This is a genomic window from Hylemonella sp. P2_B10 (genome assembly GCF_056404875.1).
The window spans coordinates 441,252-457,632 of sequence record NZ_JBFUDE010000001.1 but is presented as its reverse complement, the minus strand read 5'-3'; the positions used below and the strand labels follow the sequence as shown (position 1 = coordinate 457,632).

The 16,381-nt window shown below is 66.2% G+C and carries 15 protein-coding genes; 12 read left to right on the top strand and 3 right to left on the bottom strand.

Annotated features, from left to right (window positions below; genetic code table 11):
- The first annotated feature begins 8 nt into the window (after positions 1-8).
- Complete coding sequence (locus tag AC1DX2_RS02160) at positions 9-491, top strand: SRPBCC family protein (RefSeq protein ID WP_477194639.1); 483 nt, start codon at positions 9-11, stop codon at positions 489-491.
- Positions 492-516: 25 nt separating this feature from the next.
- Complete coding sequence (locus AC1DX2_RS02155; RefSeq protein ID WP_477194638.1) at positions 517-852, top strand: ArsR/SmtB family transcription factor; 336 nt, start codon at positions 517-519, stop codon at positions 850-852.
- 24 nt (positions 853-876) lie between these two features.
- On the opposite strand, the gene AC1DX2_RS02150 is transcribed toward AC1DX2_RS02155, so the two are convergent.
- Complete coding sequence (locus AC1DX2_RS02150; RefSeq protein WP_477194637.1) at positions 877-1,623, bottom strand: DUF1223 domain-containing protein; 747 nt, start codon at positions 1,621-1,623, stop codon at positions 877-879.
- A gap of 143 nt (positions 1,624-1,766) precedes the next feature.
- Here AC1DX2_RS02150 and AC1DX2_RS02145 point away from each other — a divergent pair, with 143 nt between their 5' ends.
- The 6 genes from AC1DX2_RS02145 (at position 1,767) to AC1DX2_RS02120 (ending at position 8,986) form a co-directional block, all read left to right on the top strand.
- Positions 1,767-4,136, top strand: coding sequence for a Tex family protein (locus AC1DX2_RS02145; RefSeq protein ID WP_477194636.1), 2,370 nt, complete (start codon positions 1,767-1,769; stop codon positions 4,134-4,136).
- Positions 4,137-4,188: 52 nt separating this feature from the next.
- Entirely contained in the window at positions 4,189-5,178 is a 990-nt protein-coding gene (gene bioB / locus AC1DX2_RS02140) for a biotin synthase BioB (RefSeq protein WP_477194635.1), read from the top strand.
- A 94-nt stretch (positions 5,179-5,272) separates the two neighbouring features.
- The gene (locus AC1DX2_RS02135; RefSeq protein ID WP_477194634.1) at positions 5,273-6,091 is read left to right on the top strand and encodes an HDOD domain-containing protein; all 819 of its coding nucleotides are present in this window, start codon (positions 5,273-5,275) and stop codon (positions 6,089-6,091) included.
- A 37-nt stretch (positions 6,092-6,128) separates the two neighbouring features.
- Positions 6,129-7,247, top strand: coding sequence for a patatin-like phospholipase family protein (locus tag AC1DX2_RS02130; protein WP_477194633.1), 1,119 nt, complete (start codon positions 6,129-6,131; stop codon positions 7,245-7,247).
- 43 nt (positions 7,248-7,290) lie between these two features.
- Positions 7,291-7,635 carry a hypothetical protein gene (locus AC1DX2_RS02125; protein WP_477194632.1) on the top strand — a complete coding sequence of 115 codons (345 nt, stop codon included), beginning with the start codon at positions 7,291-7,293 and terminating at the stop codon, positions 7,633-7,635.
- 4 nt (positions 7,636-7,639) lie between these two features.
- Positions 7,640-8,986 (top strand): M1 family metallopeptidase, encoded by a 1,347-nt coding sequence (locus AC1DX2_RS02120; RefSeq protein ID WP_477194631.1) that lies wholly within the window; start codon positions 7,640-7,642, stop codon positions 8,984-8,986.
- Positions 8,987-9,008: 22 nt separating this feature from the next.
- Here the strand turns inward: AC1DX2_RS02120 and AC1DX2_RS02115 are convergent, their stop codons facing one another.
- Entirely contained in the window at positions 9,009-10,145 is a 1,137-nt protein-coding gene (locus AC1DX2_RS02115; RefSeq protein WP_477194630.1) for an iron-containing alcohol dehydrogenase, read from the bottom strand.
- Positions 10,146-10,225: 80 nt separating this feature from the next.
- Here AC1DX2_RS02115 and AC1DX2_RS02110 point away from each other — a divergent pair, with 80 nt between their 5' ends.
- From AC1DX2_RS02110 to AC1DX2_RS02095, 4 genes are all read left to right on the top strand, one after another.
- Entirely contained in the window at positions 10,226-11,206 is a 981-nt protein-coding gene (locus AC1DX2_RS02110) for an alpha/beta hydrolase (protein WP_477194629.1), read from the top strand.
- A 4-nt stretch (positions 11,207-11,210) separates the two neighbouring features.
- A complete protein-coding gene (locus AC1DX2_RS02105; RefSeq protein ID WP_477194628.1) occupies positions 11,211-12,089 on the top strand; it encodes a YbgC/FadM family acyl-CoA thioesterase in 879 nt (292 codons plus the stop codon).
- Complete coding sequence (locus AC1DX2_RS02100) at positions 12,079-14,265, top strand: O-antigen ligase family protein (RefSeq protein ID WP_477194627.1); 2,187 nt, start codon at positions 12,079-12,081, stop codon at positions 14,263-14,265. Before AC1DX2_RS02105 ends, AC1DX2_RS02100 begins: the two co-directional genes overlap by 11 nt.
- Before the next feature lie 71 nt (positions 14,266-14,336).
- A complete protein-coding gene (locus AC1DX2_RS02095; protein WP_477194626.1) occupies positions 14,337-15,332 on the top strand; it encodes a hypothetical protein in 996 nt (331 codons plus the stop codon).
- A gap of 18 nt (positions 15,333-15,350) precedes the next feature.
- On the opposite strand, the gene AC1DX2_RS02090 is transcribed toward AC1DX2_RS02095, so the two are convergent.
- Positions 15,351-16,316 (bottom strand): glycosyltransferase, encoded by a 966-nt coding sequence (locus tag AC1DX2_RS02090; RefSeq protein WP_477194625.1) that lies wholly within the window; start codon positions 16,314-16,316, stop codon positions 15,351-15,353.
- Positions 16,317-16,381 lie beyond the last annotated feature (65 nt).

Sequence of the window (16,381 nt, the reverse complement as noted above, 5' to 3'; positions counted from 1 at the left end):
GCTCCCCAATGCCCACTGTTGCCACCCCGACCACCGTGCACAGCACCTTCGCCATCGAACGCAGCTACGCCAAACCGGCCGAGCGCGTGTTCGCCGCCTTTGCCGATCCTGCGCAGAAGCGCCGGTGGTTCGGCGAGGGAGAACACCATGAGCTGGAAGATTACAGCCTGGATTTCCGCGTCGGCGGCGTCGAGCGCATGCGGTCGCGTTTCAAGCCGGGTAGCCCATTCCCTGGCGTGCCGTTGACCAGTGAAGCCGTCTACCAGGACATCGTGCCCAACCGGCGCATCGTCGTTGCCGCCACCATGGCTGTGGGCGGCGTCAACATCTCGTCCTCTCTGGTCACTTTCGAGCTGCTGGCCACGCCCACCGGCACCGACTTGATCTGCACTTTCCAGGGCGCGTATTTCGAAAATGCCGACGGCCCGCAGATGCGCGAGGCCGGCTGGCGCAAGCTGCTGGACAAGCTGGGGCAGACGCTGGCGGGCTGATTTTTTCCGCCGAATGGATTCAGTGATGCCTCCAATTGCCGGCGATACAGCCGCCGCTGCTGTTGCCCGCGTGTTGCACGCACTGGCCGACCCCACGCGCCGCGCACTGGTGGAGCGTTTGAGCGAACGGCCGCACTCGGTGTCTCAGCTGGCAGAGCCGCTGGGCGTCAGCTTGACGGCGGTGGGCCAGCATCTGCAGGTGCTGGAGGAGGCGGGCATCGTCAAGACGGAGAAACTGGGGCGGGTGCGCAGTTGCCAATTGCTGCCGCAGGGGATGGCGGTGTTGCAGCGCTGGCTGGATCAGCGCAAGCCCCCATTGGAGCAACGGCTGGGCAGGTTGGGGGAGATGCTTGGCCGTTGATCCAGGGGCGGCTTCACCGTCAGCTCAGCAGCCCACCGACACCGCCTGCAAGGTTTTCAGCGTCTTGCTGTCAAACACCACCAGGTTGACCCGCCGCGCGTGACCACTGCTGGCGGCTATGCTGCGCAGGCTCAAGGTCTGCGTGGTGCCAGGTGAGGTCTTGTACGCGCCCACCGGCACGTACTGTCGCACCACATAGTCGTGCTGCAGGTATTCCCCGGCGTTTTCACCGCTCTTGACGCGTGAACTGTGGCTGTCCTCGGTCACCGTCCAGTATGCCGACCAGGCCAGCGTTGACACGTCCTTCGTGCTGACCTGGGCTTCGAATTGATCCGTGCCCAACTGGCGCAGCGTGATGCTGGCGCGTGCTGGCTCAGTCGCTGCCGACAGGCCGCTTTGGCCCCAGCCACGCCAGTCGCGGCCATCCAGCACGGTTTGCGGCGTGTAGATGCTGCCCAGGCCATTGTGCGCGGCAATGTCCCTTTGCCGCGCGGTGAAGGCCGGCGTGGCAAAGCGGTCCGTCCAGCCTATGTAGTCCCAATAACCGACGTGGAAGGCCTGCACCACCGCGCCGGCTTCGCGGCCTTTCAGCGACGACAGCCACTTGTCGGCCGGCGGGCAGGAGCTGCAGCCCTCTGACGTGTACAGCTCCAGCACCGGTGTGCGCAGCGCGCCGGACTCTGCCACGCACTGACCTGGAGCGGCCAGGGCTGTGGCGGAACTGGCCAGCAAGGCGGTGGATGCTATGAGTTTTGTAGCGACGGTATTCATGCTGTTTTCCGTTTTGAATGGGGCCAAACGCCTAACAGAAAAAGCTGCTGAATGGCGCAGCAGAAGCGCTTTTCAGCTGTGGCAAACTCGCGGCCTCCGGTTATTTGAAGAGTCGGTCTCAGGCCACAATTCCTTACAGTTTCATGCAGACAATCATCGCGCAGATCGCGCAGGAAATCCGGGTCACCCCACACCAGGTCGAAACCGCTGTTGCCTTGCTGGATGGCGGCGCCACAGTGCCCTTCATCGCCCGTTACCGCAAGGAAGTCACCGGCGGGCTGGACGACATCCAATTGCGCGAGCTGGAGGCCCGCCTGGCCTACCTGCGTGAACTGCACGAACGGCGCGATGCCATCGTCAAGAGCATCCAGGAGCAGGGCAAGATGACGCCCGCGCTGCTGGCCGCCATCCAGGCCGCGCCCACCAAACAGGAGCTTGAAGACCTGTACCTGCCCTACAAGCAAAAGCGCCGCACCAAGGGCCTGATCGCGCGTGAAAACGGCATCGAGCCGCTGGCCGACAAGCTGCTGGCCGACCCCACGCTGGTGCCGGCCGACGAGGCGGCCGCTTTCGTCAAGCCCGGGAAGAACGAGCAGGGCGACGACTTCACCACCGTGCCGGCCGTGCTGGACGGCGTGCGCGACATCCTCAGCGAGCGCTGGGCCGAAGACGCCGCGCTGGTGCAGGCGCTGCGCGAATGGCTGTGGCAGGAGGGCCTGTTCCAGAGCAAGCTGGCCGACGGCAAGGACGAGAACAACCCCGAGCACGCCAAGTTCCGCGACTACTTCGACTACGACGAGCCCATTGGCCGCGTGCCCTCGCACCGCGCGCTGGCGGTGTTCCGCGGCCGCGCGCTGGAGATCCTGGACGCCAAGCTGGTGTTGCCCGAGTCGCCCGAGGCGCTCGCGGCTGCCGGCACGCCCGCCGCCAAGGCCCAGCTGTCCATGGCCGAGGGCCGCATCGCCCAGCACGTGGGCTGGCGCCACCAGGGCCGCGCGGCCGACGACCTGCTGCGCAAGTGCGTGTCCTGGACCTGGCGCGTCAAGCTCAGTCTGTCCACCGAGCGCGACCTGTTCGCCCGCCTGCGGGAGGAGGCCGAGAAGGTGGCCATCAAGGTGTTCGGCGACAACGTGCGCGACCTGCTGCTGGCCGCGCCGGCCGGCCAGAAAGTGGTGATGGGCCTGGACCCCGGCATACGCACCGGCGTCAAGGTGGCGGTGGTGGATGCCACCGGCAAGCTGGTGGACACCGCCACCGTGTTCCCGCACGAGCCGCGCAAGGACTGGGACGGCTCGCTGTACACGCTGGCCAAGCTGTGCGACAAGCACGGCGTCAACCTGATTGCCATCGGCAACGGCACCGCCAGCCGCGAGACCGACAAGCTGGCCGGCGAGCTGATCAAGCTGGCCGCCAAGGGCGCCGATCGCGTGATCGACAAGGTGGTGGTCAGCGAGGCTGGCGCTTCGGTGTACTCCGCCAGCGAATTCGCCTCGCAGGAAATGCCGGACGTCGACGTCAGCCTGCGCGGCGCCGCCAGCATTGCCCGCCGCCTGCAGGACCCGCTGGCCGAGCTGGTGAAGATTGACCCCAAATCCATTGGCGTCGGCCAGTACCAGCACGACGTCAACCAGAGCGAGCTGGCGCGCACGCTGGACGCGGTGGTGGAAGACTGCGTGAACGCCGTCGGCGTGGACCTGAACACCGCCAGCGTGCCGCTGCTGTCGCGCGTGTCAGGCCTGTCGGGTAGCGTGGCCAAGGCGGTGGTGCGCTGGCGCGAAACCAATGGCGCCTTCAAGAGCCGCCAGCAGTTGCTGCAGGTCAGCGGCCTGGGGGCCAAGACCTTTGAGCAAAGCGCCGGCTTTTTGCGCATACGCGGCGGCGACAACCCGCTGGACATGACTGGCGTGCACCCCGAGACCTACGCGGTGGTGGAGCGCATCATCAGCCACACCGCGCAGCCAGTGGACGCGCTGATGGGCCGCGCCGACATGCTGAAAAAACTGCGCCCGGAGCTGTTTGCCAATGAGCAGTTCGGCGTCATCACCGTCAAGGACATCCTGGGTGAGCTGGAAAAGCCCGGCCGCGACCCGCGCCCGGACTTCAAGGTGGCGCGCTTCAGCGACGGTGTGGAAGACATCAAGGACCTGAAGGAAGGCATGGTGCTGGAGGGCACGGTCAGCAACGTGGCCGCCTTCGGCGCCTTCGTGGACCTGGGCGTGCACCAGGACGGCCTGGTGCACGTCAGCCAGTTGAGCAACAAGTTCGTCAACGATGCCCGCGAAGTGGTGAAGACCGGCGACATCGTCAAGGTGCGGGTGCTGGAGGTGGACGTGGCGCGCAAGCGCATTTCGCTGACCATGAAGCTGGATGCGGCGCCGGGGGCTGGCAAGCGGGATTCGGCGGGAGACAACCGCTTCCAGGCGGCGGGCAGGGGACAGGGCTACCGGCAATCCGCGCCTGCTGCACCTGTGAATTCGGCCATGGCCAGCGCGTTTGCCAAGTTGAAGCGCTGAGAGGCTTTTCCCCCGCACCCGAACAACCCCTGCCCTTGAGAAAGTGACGGCCATGCAAACAGTGACCCTGCATCCCACGAGGAAGAGCGCGCCTTCCCTGGCGCCAGAGGCCACCTGGCCCCTGGCCGATGTGCTGGCGCTGTTCGAGCTGCCGTTCAACGACCTGGTCTTTCGCGCGCAGCAAGTGCACCGCACCCACTTCCCCGCGGGCGACGTGGAACTGGCCACGCTGCTGTCCATCAAGACCGGTGGTTGCGAGGAAGACTGCAGCTACTGCCCGCAGGCTGCGCGGTATGACACCGGCGTGCAGGCCAAGAAGCTGCTGGATCTGGATGAGGTGCTGCAGGCCGCCACGCAGGCCAAAGCCAATGGCGCCACCCGTTTCTGCATGGGCGCTGCCTGGCGCGAGCCCAAGGACCGTGACATGGACAAGGTGGAGGCCATGGTGCGCGAGGTCAAGGCGCTGGGCCTGGAAACCTGCGCCACGCTGGGCATGCTGGAGCAACAGCAAGCCGACCGGCTGAAGCACGCCGGCCTGGACTACTACAACCACAACCTGGACAGCGCGCCCGAGTTCTATGGCCAGGTGATCTCCACCCGCCACTACCAGGACCGGCTGGACACGCTGGGCCGGGTGCGCAACGCCGGGCTCAAGGTGTGCTGCGGCGGCATCGTGGGCATGGGTGAATCGCGCCAGCAGCGCGCCGGCCTGATCGCCCAGCTGGCCAACCTGAACCCGTACCCTGAGTCGGTGCCCATCAACCACCTGGTGCAGGTGGCCGGCACGCCGCTGCACGGCCTGCCGCCGCTGGACCCGCTGGAATTCGTGCGCACCATCGCGGTGGCCCGCATCACCATGCCGCAGGCGCGGGTGCGGCTGTCGGCTGGCCGGCGCGAGCTGGGCCAGGCGGTGCAGGCGCTGTGCTTCCTGGCCGGCGCCAATTCCATCTTCTACGGCGACAAGCTGCTGACCACCGGCAACCCGGAGGCACAGGATGACCGGGTGCTGCTGGACAAGCTGGGCCTGCCGATTCGCGGCTGAACAGCAGGCTGGGTGGCACGGAGCGCGCCGCCTGAGATAATGAGCTTCACCGTACTTATTACCCTCCCATCAGAGAACGGAGCAGCCCCACACCATGGCCACGGCGTTGAATGATCTTCTGGCGATGCCCATCGCCATGCCCAGCATCCCCAAGGTGATTGCCTTGCTGATGAACGAGTTGGACCGTCCGGAGCCGGACCTGAAGAAGATCACCCAGCTGATCAGCACCGACCCGGCGCTGACCACGCGCTTGCTGCAACTGGCCAACTCGGCGTTTTTCAAGCTCTCGGGCAAGGTCAACAGCTGCTCGGAGGCGCTGGCCATCCTGGGCCTGAGCCATGTGCGCGCCATGGTCACCGGTGCCGCTGCCGGGCCGTCGTTCAAGGCGGTGCCGGGCCTCAACCTGCAACAGTTCTGGGCCTACAGCCTGAACGTGGCCAAGGTGGCGCGTTCGCTGGCCGGCGTGGTGCGGCAAAACCAGCAGGCGGCTTTCACCTGCGGGCTGATCCATGGCATTGGCGAGTTGGTCATGCACATGGGCATGCCGGTGGAGATCTCCCTGCTGGACAAGGAAGTGGCCCCGCTGGACCTGAAGCGCGCGCGTGCCGAGCACAAGACCTTTGGCTTCACGTATTCCGAGGTGGGCGCGGGCGTGGCGCGCAAGTGGCTGTTTCCGCAGGCCATGCAGGATGCGCTGGAGCACCAATACGCGCCGTTCGAGAACGACGTCTACGAGCCGCTGGCCGGCGTCATCCACCTGGCGACCTGGCGCGCCCGTTGCAAGGAAGCCGGGCTGAACCAGCGCGAGATGGCCGTCACCTTCCCTGGTGCGGTGGGTGTGGTGCTGGGCCTGGACATCGACATGGCGCTGCAGCAAGACCCGATTGACTGGAGCGGGCAGGGGGATTCGTGATCAGCTCCCACGCTGCTCATCTTGGGGCAGCCCGGCAATGACCATGCCTTCAGCCCTGTGCATCTATGCCGGCCCGGCTGCCCGCAAACACCTGGAACAGCATGGCCTGGCGCCTGAGCATGTTGACACCGTGCCGGGTGCGGCCGGCGGCCCCAAGGGCCTGATCCTGGGCGCGCTGGACCGCTTCCTGTTTGGCCAGTGGCTGGCCGCCAGCACCCACGAGGTGCACCTGGTGGGGGCCTCGATCGGTGCCTGGCGCATGGCCACTGCCTGCCTGGACGACCCCGCAACTGCCTTCGCCCGGCTGGAGCATGACTACACCCACCAACATTACGAGCTGAAGCCGGGCGAGAAGCGCCCCAGCGCCCAGTTTGTCAGCCAGCGCTTTGGCGAGAGTCTGCAATCCTTCTACGGCGGGCGGGTGCAGCAGGTGTTGAATCACCCACGCTATCGGTTGCACGTCGTCACCGCGCGCGGGCGGCATATTCTGCGGCGCGAGCAGGCGTTCAGCACGCCGCTGGGCTACCTGGGCGCCTTCGTCACCAACACCCTGGCGCGCAGGGCCATGGGTGCCTGGCTGGAGCGGGTGGTATTTTCCACCCCCGGGCCGCAAGCCGGCCTGGCGCCTTTGCCTTTCGCCGCCAATGACTACCGCACCCGCCAGGTGGCGCTGGACGAGGGCAATTTCTACCAGGCCTTGCAGGCCAGCTGCTCCATCCCCTTTGTGCTGACTGCTGTGCACAACATTGCCGGCGCCCCCCACGGCGCCTATTGGGACGGCGGCATCACCGACTACCACCTGCACCTGAACTACGCCAACCGTCCCACGGGTGGTACCGGCACTCCGGGCGGCCTGGTGCTGTACCCGCACTTTCAGAAGGCTGTGGTCCCCGGTTGGCTGGACAAGAGCCTGAAGTGGCGCCACAAGGCCACGCACTTCCTGGACAACATGCTGTTGCTGGCGCCCGACCCCCGGTGGATCAAGGGGTTGCCCAATGCCAAGCTGCCCGACCGCCAGGACTTCACCCACTATGGGCAGGATCTGGCCGGCCGCGTCAAGGCCTGGCGCGCGGCCATCGCTGCCAGCGCCCAGTTGGCCGACGAGTTCCAGGCCTGGTTGCACAAACCCGACATGGCCAAGGTGTTGCCGCTGTAAGACAGGCGGGCCGAAGGGGGCAATTGGCTTATCATTGGCTGCGATGCCGAATGACCCCAAAGACGCCAAAGAGTCCAGGTTCAAGGACACCGAGCCCGCTGGCTTTCCGCCGCTGGACTGGGAGGAGAAAGAACTGGCCACGCGCCCGATGGCGTTGCATGAAATGCCACGGCAGTTCCGCGTCGATCGTGAGATGGCCATCGTCAACCAGCACCACCCACGCATCGCCACCGCCATACAGGGGTTCTGGGGCCACAAGGATTGCGTGGAGTACCTGCAAAACCTGGTGCTCAAGGGGTATGACAGCTCAGGCAACAGCCGGGTGGGCTTCAAGCCTGAGGTGATGTCGGCGCTGATCAATCTGGCCAGCCTGCATCCCATCCAGTAGGCTGGTGGGCCGCTCCTTCACCCTCGTTGTCAGGGCGCTGCTGGCAGCCAGCCTGCTGTGGCTGGCATGTGCCCGGGTGCAGGCGCAGGGCGCACCGGGCTACGCCATAGAACATTACGCGTTGGAAATCACACCCGATGTGGCGGGCAAATCGGTGCGGGGCCGCGAACAGGTGCGCCTGCGGGCACGCCAGGACGGCGTGGCCGAGATCGTGCTGGACAGTGGCGCGCTGGTGGTGGAGCAGGTCACACTGGCCGGCTCGGCCCAACCCTTTACCCAGCAAGGCAACCGCACCCGCATACGCCTGCTGCAACCGCTGGCCGCGAACCAAGGCACAGCGTTGGCGTTGACCTACCACGGCAGCCCGAAGTACGGCATGAGCTTTCTGCCCGAAGCGCCGCAAATCCACACCGACTTTTCCACCAGCCAGTGGATGCCCTGCGTGGATGCGCCAGACGTGCGCGCCACACTCGCGCTGACGCTGGTGTTGCCGGCTGATTGGCAGGTGGCCGCCACCGGCGACCCGGTGGCGCATGAACTGCGGGCCGGCGGGCTGCAGGCCAGCACCTGGCGGCTGGAGCAGGCCATGCCCAGCTACCTGTATGGCTTTGCCGCCGGGCGTATGCGCGAAGTGGTGGTGCCTGCCGATGCCGGTCGGCCAGAATTGCGCCAGCTGGCCACCCTGGCCTTCACCGAGGCGCAAATGGGCCAGATCTTCCGCGACACGCCGGACATGCTGGCCTTCTTCCAGGCCAAGGCCGGTGTGCCGTACCCGTTGGCACGCTACACCGAGGTGCTGCTGCAAGGCTACGCAGCGCAGGAACTGGCCGGCATGTCGCTGCTGGGTGAACGTTACGGGCAGCGCCTGCTGGCCGATGACAAAAACGTCTGGCTGGGCGCGCACGAGCTGGCCCACACCTGGTGGGGCAACGGCGTGACAAACCGCGCCTGGACACATTTCTGGCTGAACGAGGGTATCGCCACCTTCATGACAGCGGCCTACATCGAGCACCGTTTCGGCCGCGACGAGTACATGAAGCACATAGCCGCCGCCCGCGTGAAGTACGAAACCCTTCGCGCCGCCGGCAACGACAAGCCGCTGGTCTTCCCCCACTGGGACAAGCCCAGCGCCGCCGACCGCTCGCTGGTCTACGACAAGGGGGCCTACGTGGTGCACCTGTTGCGCCTGGAAATGGGTGAGGACGCCTTTTGGCGCGGCATCCAGGCTTACACGCGCAAGCACTGGGGCGGCAGCGTCACCACGCCGGATTTTCAGGCGGCGATGGAGGCCGCCCATGGCAACAAGCTGGATGGCTTCTTTGCCAAGTGGGTGTACCTGACGGCGCCATAGGGAAGCTCTGAGCTTCCCAACCTCACATCGCCTGCGCAAGCATCTCGCGGTAGTCGTCTGTCGTGGCCACCACCGGGTTGGTCTTGTGGCAGTGGTCGGCCAGTGCGCCGGTGATGATGGCGTCAAACTGTGCCTCGCCCACGCCCATGGCTTTCAGCCCGGTGGGCAGGCCCAGGCGGGCGTTCATGTCGCGTATCGCCTCGGGAATGTCGGCGCCGGCCGCCAGCCCCATGGCGTGGGCCAGGCGTTGCAGCTTGTGCTCGGTGCGCATGGACTCGGCCCGGCTGTTGAAGCGGATCACCGCCGGCAGGAACATGGCGTTCAGGGTGCCGTGGTGCAGCCGCGGGTCGACACCGCCCAGGCTGTGGCTGAGCGAGTGCACGCAGCCCAGGCCCTTCTGGAAAGCCATGGCGCCCTGCATGCTGGCGCTCATCAGGTTCATGCGCGCCTCGCGGTCACTGCCGTCCTGGGTGGCGCGGGCAATGTGGGCCCAGGCGCGCGCCAGGCCGTCCAGCGCAATGCCGTCAGCCGGCGGGTTGAACGGCGGCGCCATGAAGGTTTCCATGCAGTGGGCGATGGCGTCCATGCCGGTGGCGGCGGTCAGCTTGGGTGGCAGGCCCAGCGTCAGCTCGGGGTCGCAAATGGCGGTCTTGGGCACCAGGTGCCACGAATGGAAGCCCAGTTTGCGGTGGTCATCGACGATGATGATGGCGCCGCGCGCCACCTCGCTGCCGGTGCCGCTGGTGGTGGGCACGGCGATCAGCGGCGCCACCTTGTCAGTGATGCGCGGTGACCCCCCCTCAATGGTGGCGTAGGTGGTCAGCGGGCCATCGTGGGTGGCGGCAATCGCGACGCCCTTGGCGCAGTCGATGGCTGAGCCACCGCCGACGGCGATCAGTCCGTCGCAGCGCTGCGCCTTGTAGATGGCGCTGGCGGCGCGCACAGCGGCCTCGGTGGGGTTGGAGGGGGTCTGGTCAAACACCGCCACCTCCATGCCGGCGATCGCGTCCAGCGCCTTTTGCAACACGCCGGCAGCCTTGACGCCGGCGTCGGTGACCACCAGCGGCCGGGTGATGCCCACGCGCTGGCATTCCTGCTTCAGCAGCTTGATGGCGCCGTAGTCGAACTGGACCTGGGTGATGTAGTAGATCAGGGACATGGTGGTAGAAGGAGTGGTGTGGGGGCGTAGTACGATCAGCCTGCAACTGTACTACCGGCCCACCTGCCCTTGCCATCACCATGGGGACAAGCCCGAAGACACACCCTGAATCGCTGCTGACGCCCGCCATGCGCGGCGTGCTCGAGCGCATGGCACGCGCGCAGCGCATGCCCTTGCAGGCCATGCCGGTGGCCACGGCGCGGCTGGCCTATGAGGCCGGTGCCGGCGTGCTGGAGGTGCCGCGCGCGGCGCTGCCCCGGATGCAGGATTTCACCATTTCGGCGCGCGACGGCCACCGCCTGCCGGCCCGGCTGGTGGCGCCCAATCACGCGGCGCTGCCGGTGCTGCTGTACCTGCATGGCGGCGGTTTCACGATAGGCAGCGTGGAGACGCACGACATCCTGTGCCGCGAACTGGCGCGGTTGGCCAACTGCGCGGTGGTGTCGCTGGACTACCGGCTGGCGCCCGAGCACCGCTTTCCCACCGCGGTCAACGACGCCTGGGACGCGCTGCAATGGCTGCACCGCCAGGGCGCCACCCTGGGGCTGGATGCCGCGCGGCTCGCGGTGGGGGGCGACAGCGCTGGCGGTACGCTGGCCTCGGTCAGTGCCTTGCAGGCGCGCGATGCCGGGTTGCCGCTGGCATTGCAACTGCTGTTCTACCCCGGTTGCGCCGCTTTCCCTGACACGCCGTCGCGCAGCATGTTTGCCAACGGCTTTGTGCTGGAGCAGGAGCAGATCGCCTGGTTCTTCAACCACTACATCGCCGACGGCCCGGCGCGTGAGGATTGGCGCTTTGCGCCACTGAACGCGCCGCAGGTGGAGGGCCTGGCCCCGGCCTGGTTTGGCCTGGCCGAATGCGACCCGGTGGTGGACGAAGCCCTGCAGTATGTCGACCGGCTGCGCGCCGCCGGCGTGGCGGTGGACCTGGAGATCTACCGAGGCGTCACGCATGAATTCATCAAGATGGGCCGCGCCATTCCCGAAGCGCGGTTGGCGCATGCGGATGCCGCCGCAGCCTTGCGCGCTGCGTTCAAGGCTGCGACAGCGCCAGTGAAGTGACAATATGCCCATGACCAAACCGCAGGATTTCCGATTCTCGCACTCCTTGCGCGTGCGCTGGGCCGAAGTGGACATGCAGAAGATCGTCTTCAACGCCCATTATCTGATGTACTTCGACACCGCAGTGGCCGACTATTGGCGCGCATTGGCCTTGCCCTACGAAGAAGCCATGCACCAGCTGGGCGGCGACCTGTACGTGAAGAAGGCCAGCATCGAATTCCACGCTTCGGCGCGCTATGACGACCAGCTGGACGTGCGGCTCAAGTGCGCGCGCATCGGCAACTCGTCCATGCAGTTCCAGGGCGCCATCTACCGCGGTGAGCAACTGCTGATCACCGGCGAGCTGGTCTATGTGTTTGCCGACCCCGCCACCCAGACCTCCAAACCCGTGCCGGCGATGCTGCGGGAGGTGCTGGAAGGCTTTGAGGCCAGGCAAGGCATGTTCACGGTGGGCACAGGACATTGGGATGAATTGGAGGCGCCAGCGCGCCAGTTGCGTACCCAGGTGTTTGTGGATGAGCAGGCCATTCCCGCCGAGCTGGTGTGCGATGGCGCCGACGCGCAGGCGGTGCACGCACTGGCGCGCAACCGGCTGGGCCAGGTGGTGGGCACCGGCCGGCTGACGCAGCCGGCACCCGGCGTGGGCCGCATAGGCCGCATGGCCGTGCACCGGGTGTTGCGCGGCGCAGGGGTGGGGCAGGGCGTGCTGAAGGCGCTGCTGCAAGCGGCCCAGCGGCGCGGTGACCGTGAAGTGATGCTGCACGCCCAGCGCAGCGCACGCGGCTTCTACGAGCGACAGGGCTTCACGGCGCGCGGGCCGGCCTTTGAAGAGGCCGGCATAGAGCACATCGAAATGGTCATGCCGCTGACTCATGGGCAATAAGCGCCCGGCAGCCACGGTTGAGCGTCCGGCTCAGGCCACCGCTGACCTGGCCGATGGGGCTGGCCAATGGGCCGCCTGGGCACTGGCGTTGACGGTGATGCTGGCGCCTGCACTGGGCGTGCCCAGCGAGCTGATGCTGCAAGACACGCTGAAATCCGCCGTCGTCGCCTTTGGCGCGTTGGTGGCATTGGGCCTGCTGGGGTGGTCCATGCGGCGGCAGGTGCAATCGGTGGCCTGGCATGGCCTGGTGTTGCTGCCCTTGCTGTTGCTGGTCTATGCGCTGGGCAGCATGTACTGGTCGCACGCTTACCTGGCGGGGGGTGAGGCGATACGCTGGTTCATCTTCGCCGTGCTGCTGTGGACTGGCGCGCAGGTGCTGACGCTGCGTCGCGCCGAATGGCTGGCCCAGGGCATGCATTGGGGCGCGGTGATGGCCTCGCTCTGGGTGGCGCTGCAGTTCTGGCTGGATTTCAAGCTGTTTCCACAGGGCGCGCCGCCCGCTTCCACCTTCGTCAACCGCAATTTCTACGCCGAATTTGCCGTCTGCACGCTGCCGTTCTCGCTGTGGTTGGTGGCCAGCGCGCGCGGCGGCGCACAGATCGCGTTGCGCGCCTTCCTGGCTGCCTTCGTGGTGGTGGCCATCATGATGACGGGCACGCGCTCGGCGCTGCTGGCCATGCTGGTGTTGCTGTTGGTGCTGCCCTTCATCCTGTGGCGCTACCGGGCGCAACTGGGTTTTGCCCAGTGGAGCCAGCGCCAGCAGGGCTTGGCGGTGGGCGTGGCGCTGGCTTGCCTGCTGGGCCTGGGGGCCGTGCCCAGCAACAATCCGCAGGTGTTGGCCGACAACATGGGGCACAGCGCCTTGCAGCGCTCCTTCCTGCGCACCGCCTCCATGGCCGACACGAAGGAATACACCGAACGCTCCTTTTCCATTCGCTACGTGATGTGGAAAGCCACCGCCCGCATGCTGAAGGCCAACCCGCTGATGGGCGTGGGCGCTGGCGCCTGGGAGGTGTACATCCCGCTGTACCAGGAGGATGGCGCCCAGCTGGAGACCGACTACTACGCGCACAATGAGTTCCTGCAATTGCTGGCCGAGTACGGGCTGGCCGGCTGGCTGTTTTTGCTGCTGTTGCTGGGCTATCTGTGCCGCGCCGCCTGGCGCACCTGGCATGCCGCCACGCCTGGGCAGCAGGCTGAGGCGCCGTTGCGCGCGCTGGTGCTGTCCGCCATGCTGGCGCTGCTGATCGTCAGCAACGCCGGCTTTCCCTGGCGTATGGCCAGCACCGATGCGGTGTTTGCGCTGTGCCTGGCGCTGTTGGCAGCGTCCGACCTGCGGCTGGGCTGGGTGGGGCGGTTTGAAGCACCGCCATGGCAATGGTCGACCGGTCTGGCACGCGCCACCGTGGCCGTGGCGTTGGCCGCCACCAGCCTGGCCGGCTACATCACCTGGCAGGCTGTGCAATGCGAGCGTGATCTGGTCAGTGCCGTGCGCATCGCGCTGGGGGTGTCGCAGACCGGCGAACCCAACCACCCCCAGCTGGCCGAGCCCCGGCGCGAGATGCTGGCATTGCTGAAAGCCGGCGTGGCCATCAATCCGCACTATCGCAAACTCACCGCCATGGCCGCCGACGAACTGGCCCGCTGGGGCGACTGGCGCAACGCCGTCTGGGTGTGGGAGTCCATCGCCAATTCGCGGCCTTTCGTGGTGGCCATCCTGGGCAACATCGCGCGTGGCTACAGCTACCTGGGCGACGACGCCCGCGCCAGCGCCTACCTGAACCGCGCCAAGGCCATGCAGCCCAATGCCCCCACGGTGCGCTCGTTCGAGGTCGTGAGTCTGGCGCGCGCGGGTCAGGAGGCCAAAGCCGCCGAACTGGCGCGGCGCTACCTGAAGGACGGTGGCTATGACCTGGACCTGCTCAACACCGGCTTTCTGCTGGGCAGGCGCCTGGGGGACTGGCCACTGGCTGTCGACGCGCTGAAGCGGCGCGCCCAGGGTTGGCCGCACCTGGCGGTGGAGAGTTGGATGACCATCGCTGACATCCAGTCCACCGCATTCCACGATGACGACCAGGCGTTGTTGGCCTACCGCGCAGCCTTGCAGGCGGCAACGCCGGAGCAACGCGACAAGGTGCGCGACAATATACCGCCATCGTTCCGCACACGGCTGTAGGCCGGACCGGTGCCTGGCAGAGGTGGGATCACACTGCATACGACAAACCATAAGGTTGGGGGCAAACAGCGATGACCGATTTTTCCACCCTGATCTGGTGGGCCCTGGGCGGCGTTGCGCTGTTCGTGGCCGCCTTTCTGCTCTACATGGAGTACGGTGCCCGCAAGCTGCGCACCCGGGTGGTGCCGGTGCCCGGCGGGCTGCGTTTTGTGGCGCACGCATTCAGTGTGGAATCCCTGCCCACGGCGCGTGAACTCAAGGTCAGTGCCAGCAGCAATGCCCGCTACCAGCGCGAACACCCCATGCTGGGCGACAAGGACGAGAAGACTGCACCCCTGGATGTCACGTTGCCGCTGGCGGGTCTGAGCATTGATGTCGCCAAGCTGTCCTTGAAGTCAAGGGAAGAGGGCGCAGAGTCCCAGCCCACGGGCTTTTGCCGCATCCTGCTGCGATCGTCGGACGAACGCCTGGCCGCTTTGCAGGGCCGCAGCGCCGGCGCCAAAGCGGAACTGCGTCTGGATCGGGTGCCCGAGCGTGTGGCGGCCGAATTCCAGCGCTTTGCCGGTGGCGTGCGTTTTGCCGTGGACAAGGTCGAGCAGCAGTTGCTGGCGCAAGCTGCTGCGCAGCAGCCGACACCTCAGGCAGCCGCCGAGGGCGAGGATGCGCAGGGCGATGCAACAGCGGCGCCCCCCGAAGCCGCGCCTGTGGACCCCAAGGCCCGAGCCGAGGCCCAACTGGCGCAATGGCGCACTGCCGCCGGCTTTACCGGCACCTTCACCGAATATGGGCTGGACGAGGTGGGGCGCATCGCCTGGCTGATCGACCTGGATGCCGCTGGCGGCCAGGCGATATTGCATGCCAGCCAGCGCACCTTCTACGGCAGCCTGAAAGGCGCCAGCGTGACGCTGCTGGGTGCCGACGTGGAAATCGGCGTGCGTGACGCCTACTGGACCAAGGAGGAGCCGCGTCTCATGACTTTCCGTATGCTGTCAGGTACGCCAGTGGACAACCACAGGCTGTGGAAACAGCGCCTGGGCACGGCTATAGACAGTCTGGGCGGTGACTGAGGCAGGCAGCACAGGCCCTCATATCGGGAACAGGCGCTGCACCGCATTTGGCCAGATCAGGGTGATCATCTCGCCTAACGCCTTCAAGGTGAAATACAGCACGGCGACGCCAAAGGCGAACACGCAGCCAGCCGGCCCCAGGCCCACCGTGCCCGCATTCTGCCGAAATTTCTGCCAGGTCCGCCCCATGCTGCTGGCATAGTTCCAGTAGACCGAACGCCAGGGCACGCGGCCATTGGCGCTGTCCATGGCAGCGACGATCACTTGGTCGCGCCCGTTGTTAAGCGCCCGACCCAGGAAATAACGCACACCAAGTGGGCAGGGGTGGGAGACGCGCGAACTCATTTGCATGTAGATCTTGATGCCATTGGCCAGCAAGGTGCGGCCCAACACCGAGCATTGCCCGCGGTAGGCCGGAATTTCAGGAAACGGAAAACGCTTGAAGGTCTCGCGACGGAACGCCACGTTGTTGGCATGGAAGAAGTTCGACTGCCGCAGGTCCTGTGCGGGATTGCGGAGGTGGAAAAACCAGAACAGCGCAAAGGCGCGACTGTAAAAGTTGTGGTATTCGATATAGGTTTCGCCCGCCACCACGCATACCTGCGGATCGGCAAATGCGTCCAGCAGGCCCTGCAGCCAGCCGGGCTCAGGGATGACATCGCAGTCGAGAAAAATGACGATGTCGCCATCGCACAGGCGGGCCCCCTGGTTCTTCTGCTGGTAATAGCGCAGGCCTTCGCTGGGCAGGACACTGACCCGTGCCTCGGTGGGCTCGGCGACGAAGTCCTCACCCAACACCCGGTTCACCATGTCGCCGTCGATGGACAGCTTGTCGTATAGAAAAAACACCTGGGGCGGTGGTGATCCGTTTGGGGGCAAGGCGCGAATCTGGGCCAGCAATGCCTGCAGCATGAACCGTGTACGCTGCAACTCGGCGAAACGTGCGTTTTCCCATTCAATGATTACGGAAAAGCTGGGATGCATGGCTTCCTTCCTGGTGGCCGGTCGAGGTTGGCGTTGAGCCGCCCGTATTTTAAATCGTGGCAGAC

What these genes read in the sequence shown, in the direction of transcription:
- AC1DX2_RS02160 (WP_477194639.1), top strand. Translation starts at nt 9, where the DNA reads ATGCCCACTGTTGCCACCCCGACCACCGTGCACAGCACCTTCGCCATC.
- AC1DX2_RS02155 (WP_477194638.1), top strand. Translation starts at nt 517, where the DNA reads ATGCCTCCAATTGCCGGCGATACAGCCGCCGCTGCTGTTGCCCGCGTG.
- AC1DX2_RS02150 (WP_477194637.1), bottom strand. Translation starts at nt 1,623, where the DNA reads ATGAATACCGTCGCTACAAAACTCATAGCATCCACCGCCTTGCTGGCC.
- AC1DX2_RS02145 (WP_477194636.1), top strand. Translation starts at nt 1,767, where the DNA reads ATGCAGACAATCATCGCGCAGATCGCGCAGGAAATCCGGGTCACCCCA.
- bioB (WP_477194635.1), top strand. Translation starts at nt 4,189, where the DNA reads ATGCAAACAGTGACCCTGCATCCCACGAGGAAGAGCGCGCCTTCCCTG.
- AC1DX2_RS02135 (WP_477194634.1), top strand. Translation starts at nt 5,273, where the DNA reads ATGGCCACGGCGTTGAATGATCTTCTGGCGATGCCCATCGCCATGCCC.
- AC1DX2_RS02130 (WP_477194633.1), top strand. Translation starts at nt 6,129, where the DNA reads ATGACCATGCCTTCAGCCCTGTGCATCTATGCCGGCCCGGCTGCCCGC.
- AC1DX2_RS02125 (WP_477194632.1), top strand. Translation starts at nt 7,291, where the DNA reads ATGCCGAATGACCCCAAAGACGCCAAAGAGTCCAGGTTCAAGGACACC.
- AC1DX2_RS02115 (WP_477194630.1), bottom strand. Translation starts at nt 10,145, where the DNA reads ATGTCCCTGATCTACTACATCACCCAGGTCCAGTTCGACTACGGCGCC.
- AC1DX2_RS02110 (WP_477194629.1), top strand. Translation starts at nt 10,226, where the DNA reads ATGGGGACAAGCCCGAAGACACACCCTGAATCGCTGCTGACGCCCGCC.
- AC1DX2_RS02105 (WP_477194628.1), top strand. Translation starts at nt 11,211, where the DNA reads ATGCCCATGACCAAACCGCAGGATTTCCGATTCTCGCACTCCTTGCGC.
- AC1DX2_RS02100 (WP_477194627.1), top strand. Translation starts at nt 12,079, where the DNA reads ATGGGCAATAAGCGCCCGGCAGCCACGGTTGAGCGTCCGGCTCAGGCC.
- AC1DX2_RS02095 (WP_477194626.1), top strand. Translation starts at nt 14,337, where the DNA reads ATGACCGATTTTTCCACCCTGATCTGGTGGGCCCTGGGCGGCGTTGCG.
- AC1DX2_RS02090 (WP_477194625.1), bottom strand. Translation starts at nt 16,316, where the DNA reads ATGCATCCCAGCTTTTCCGTAATCATTGAATGGGAAAACGCACGTTTC.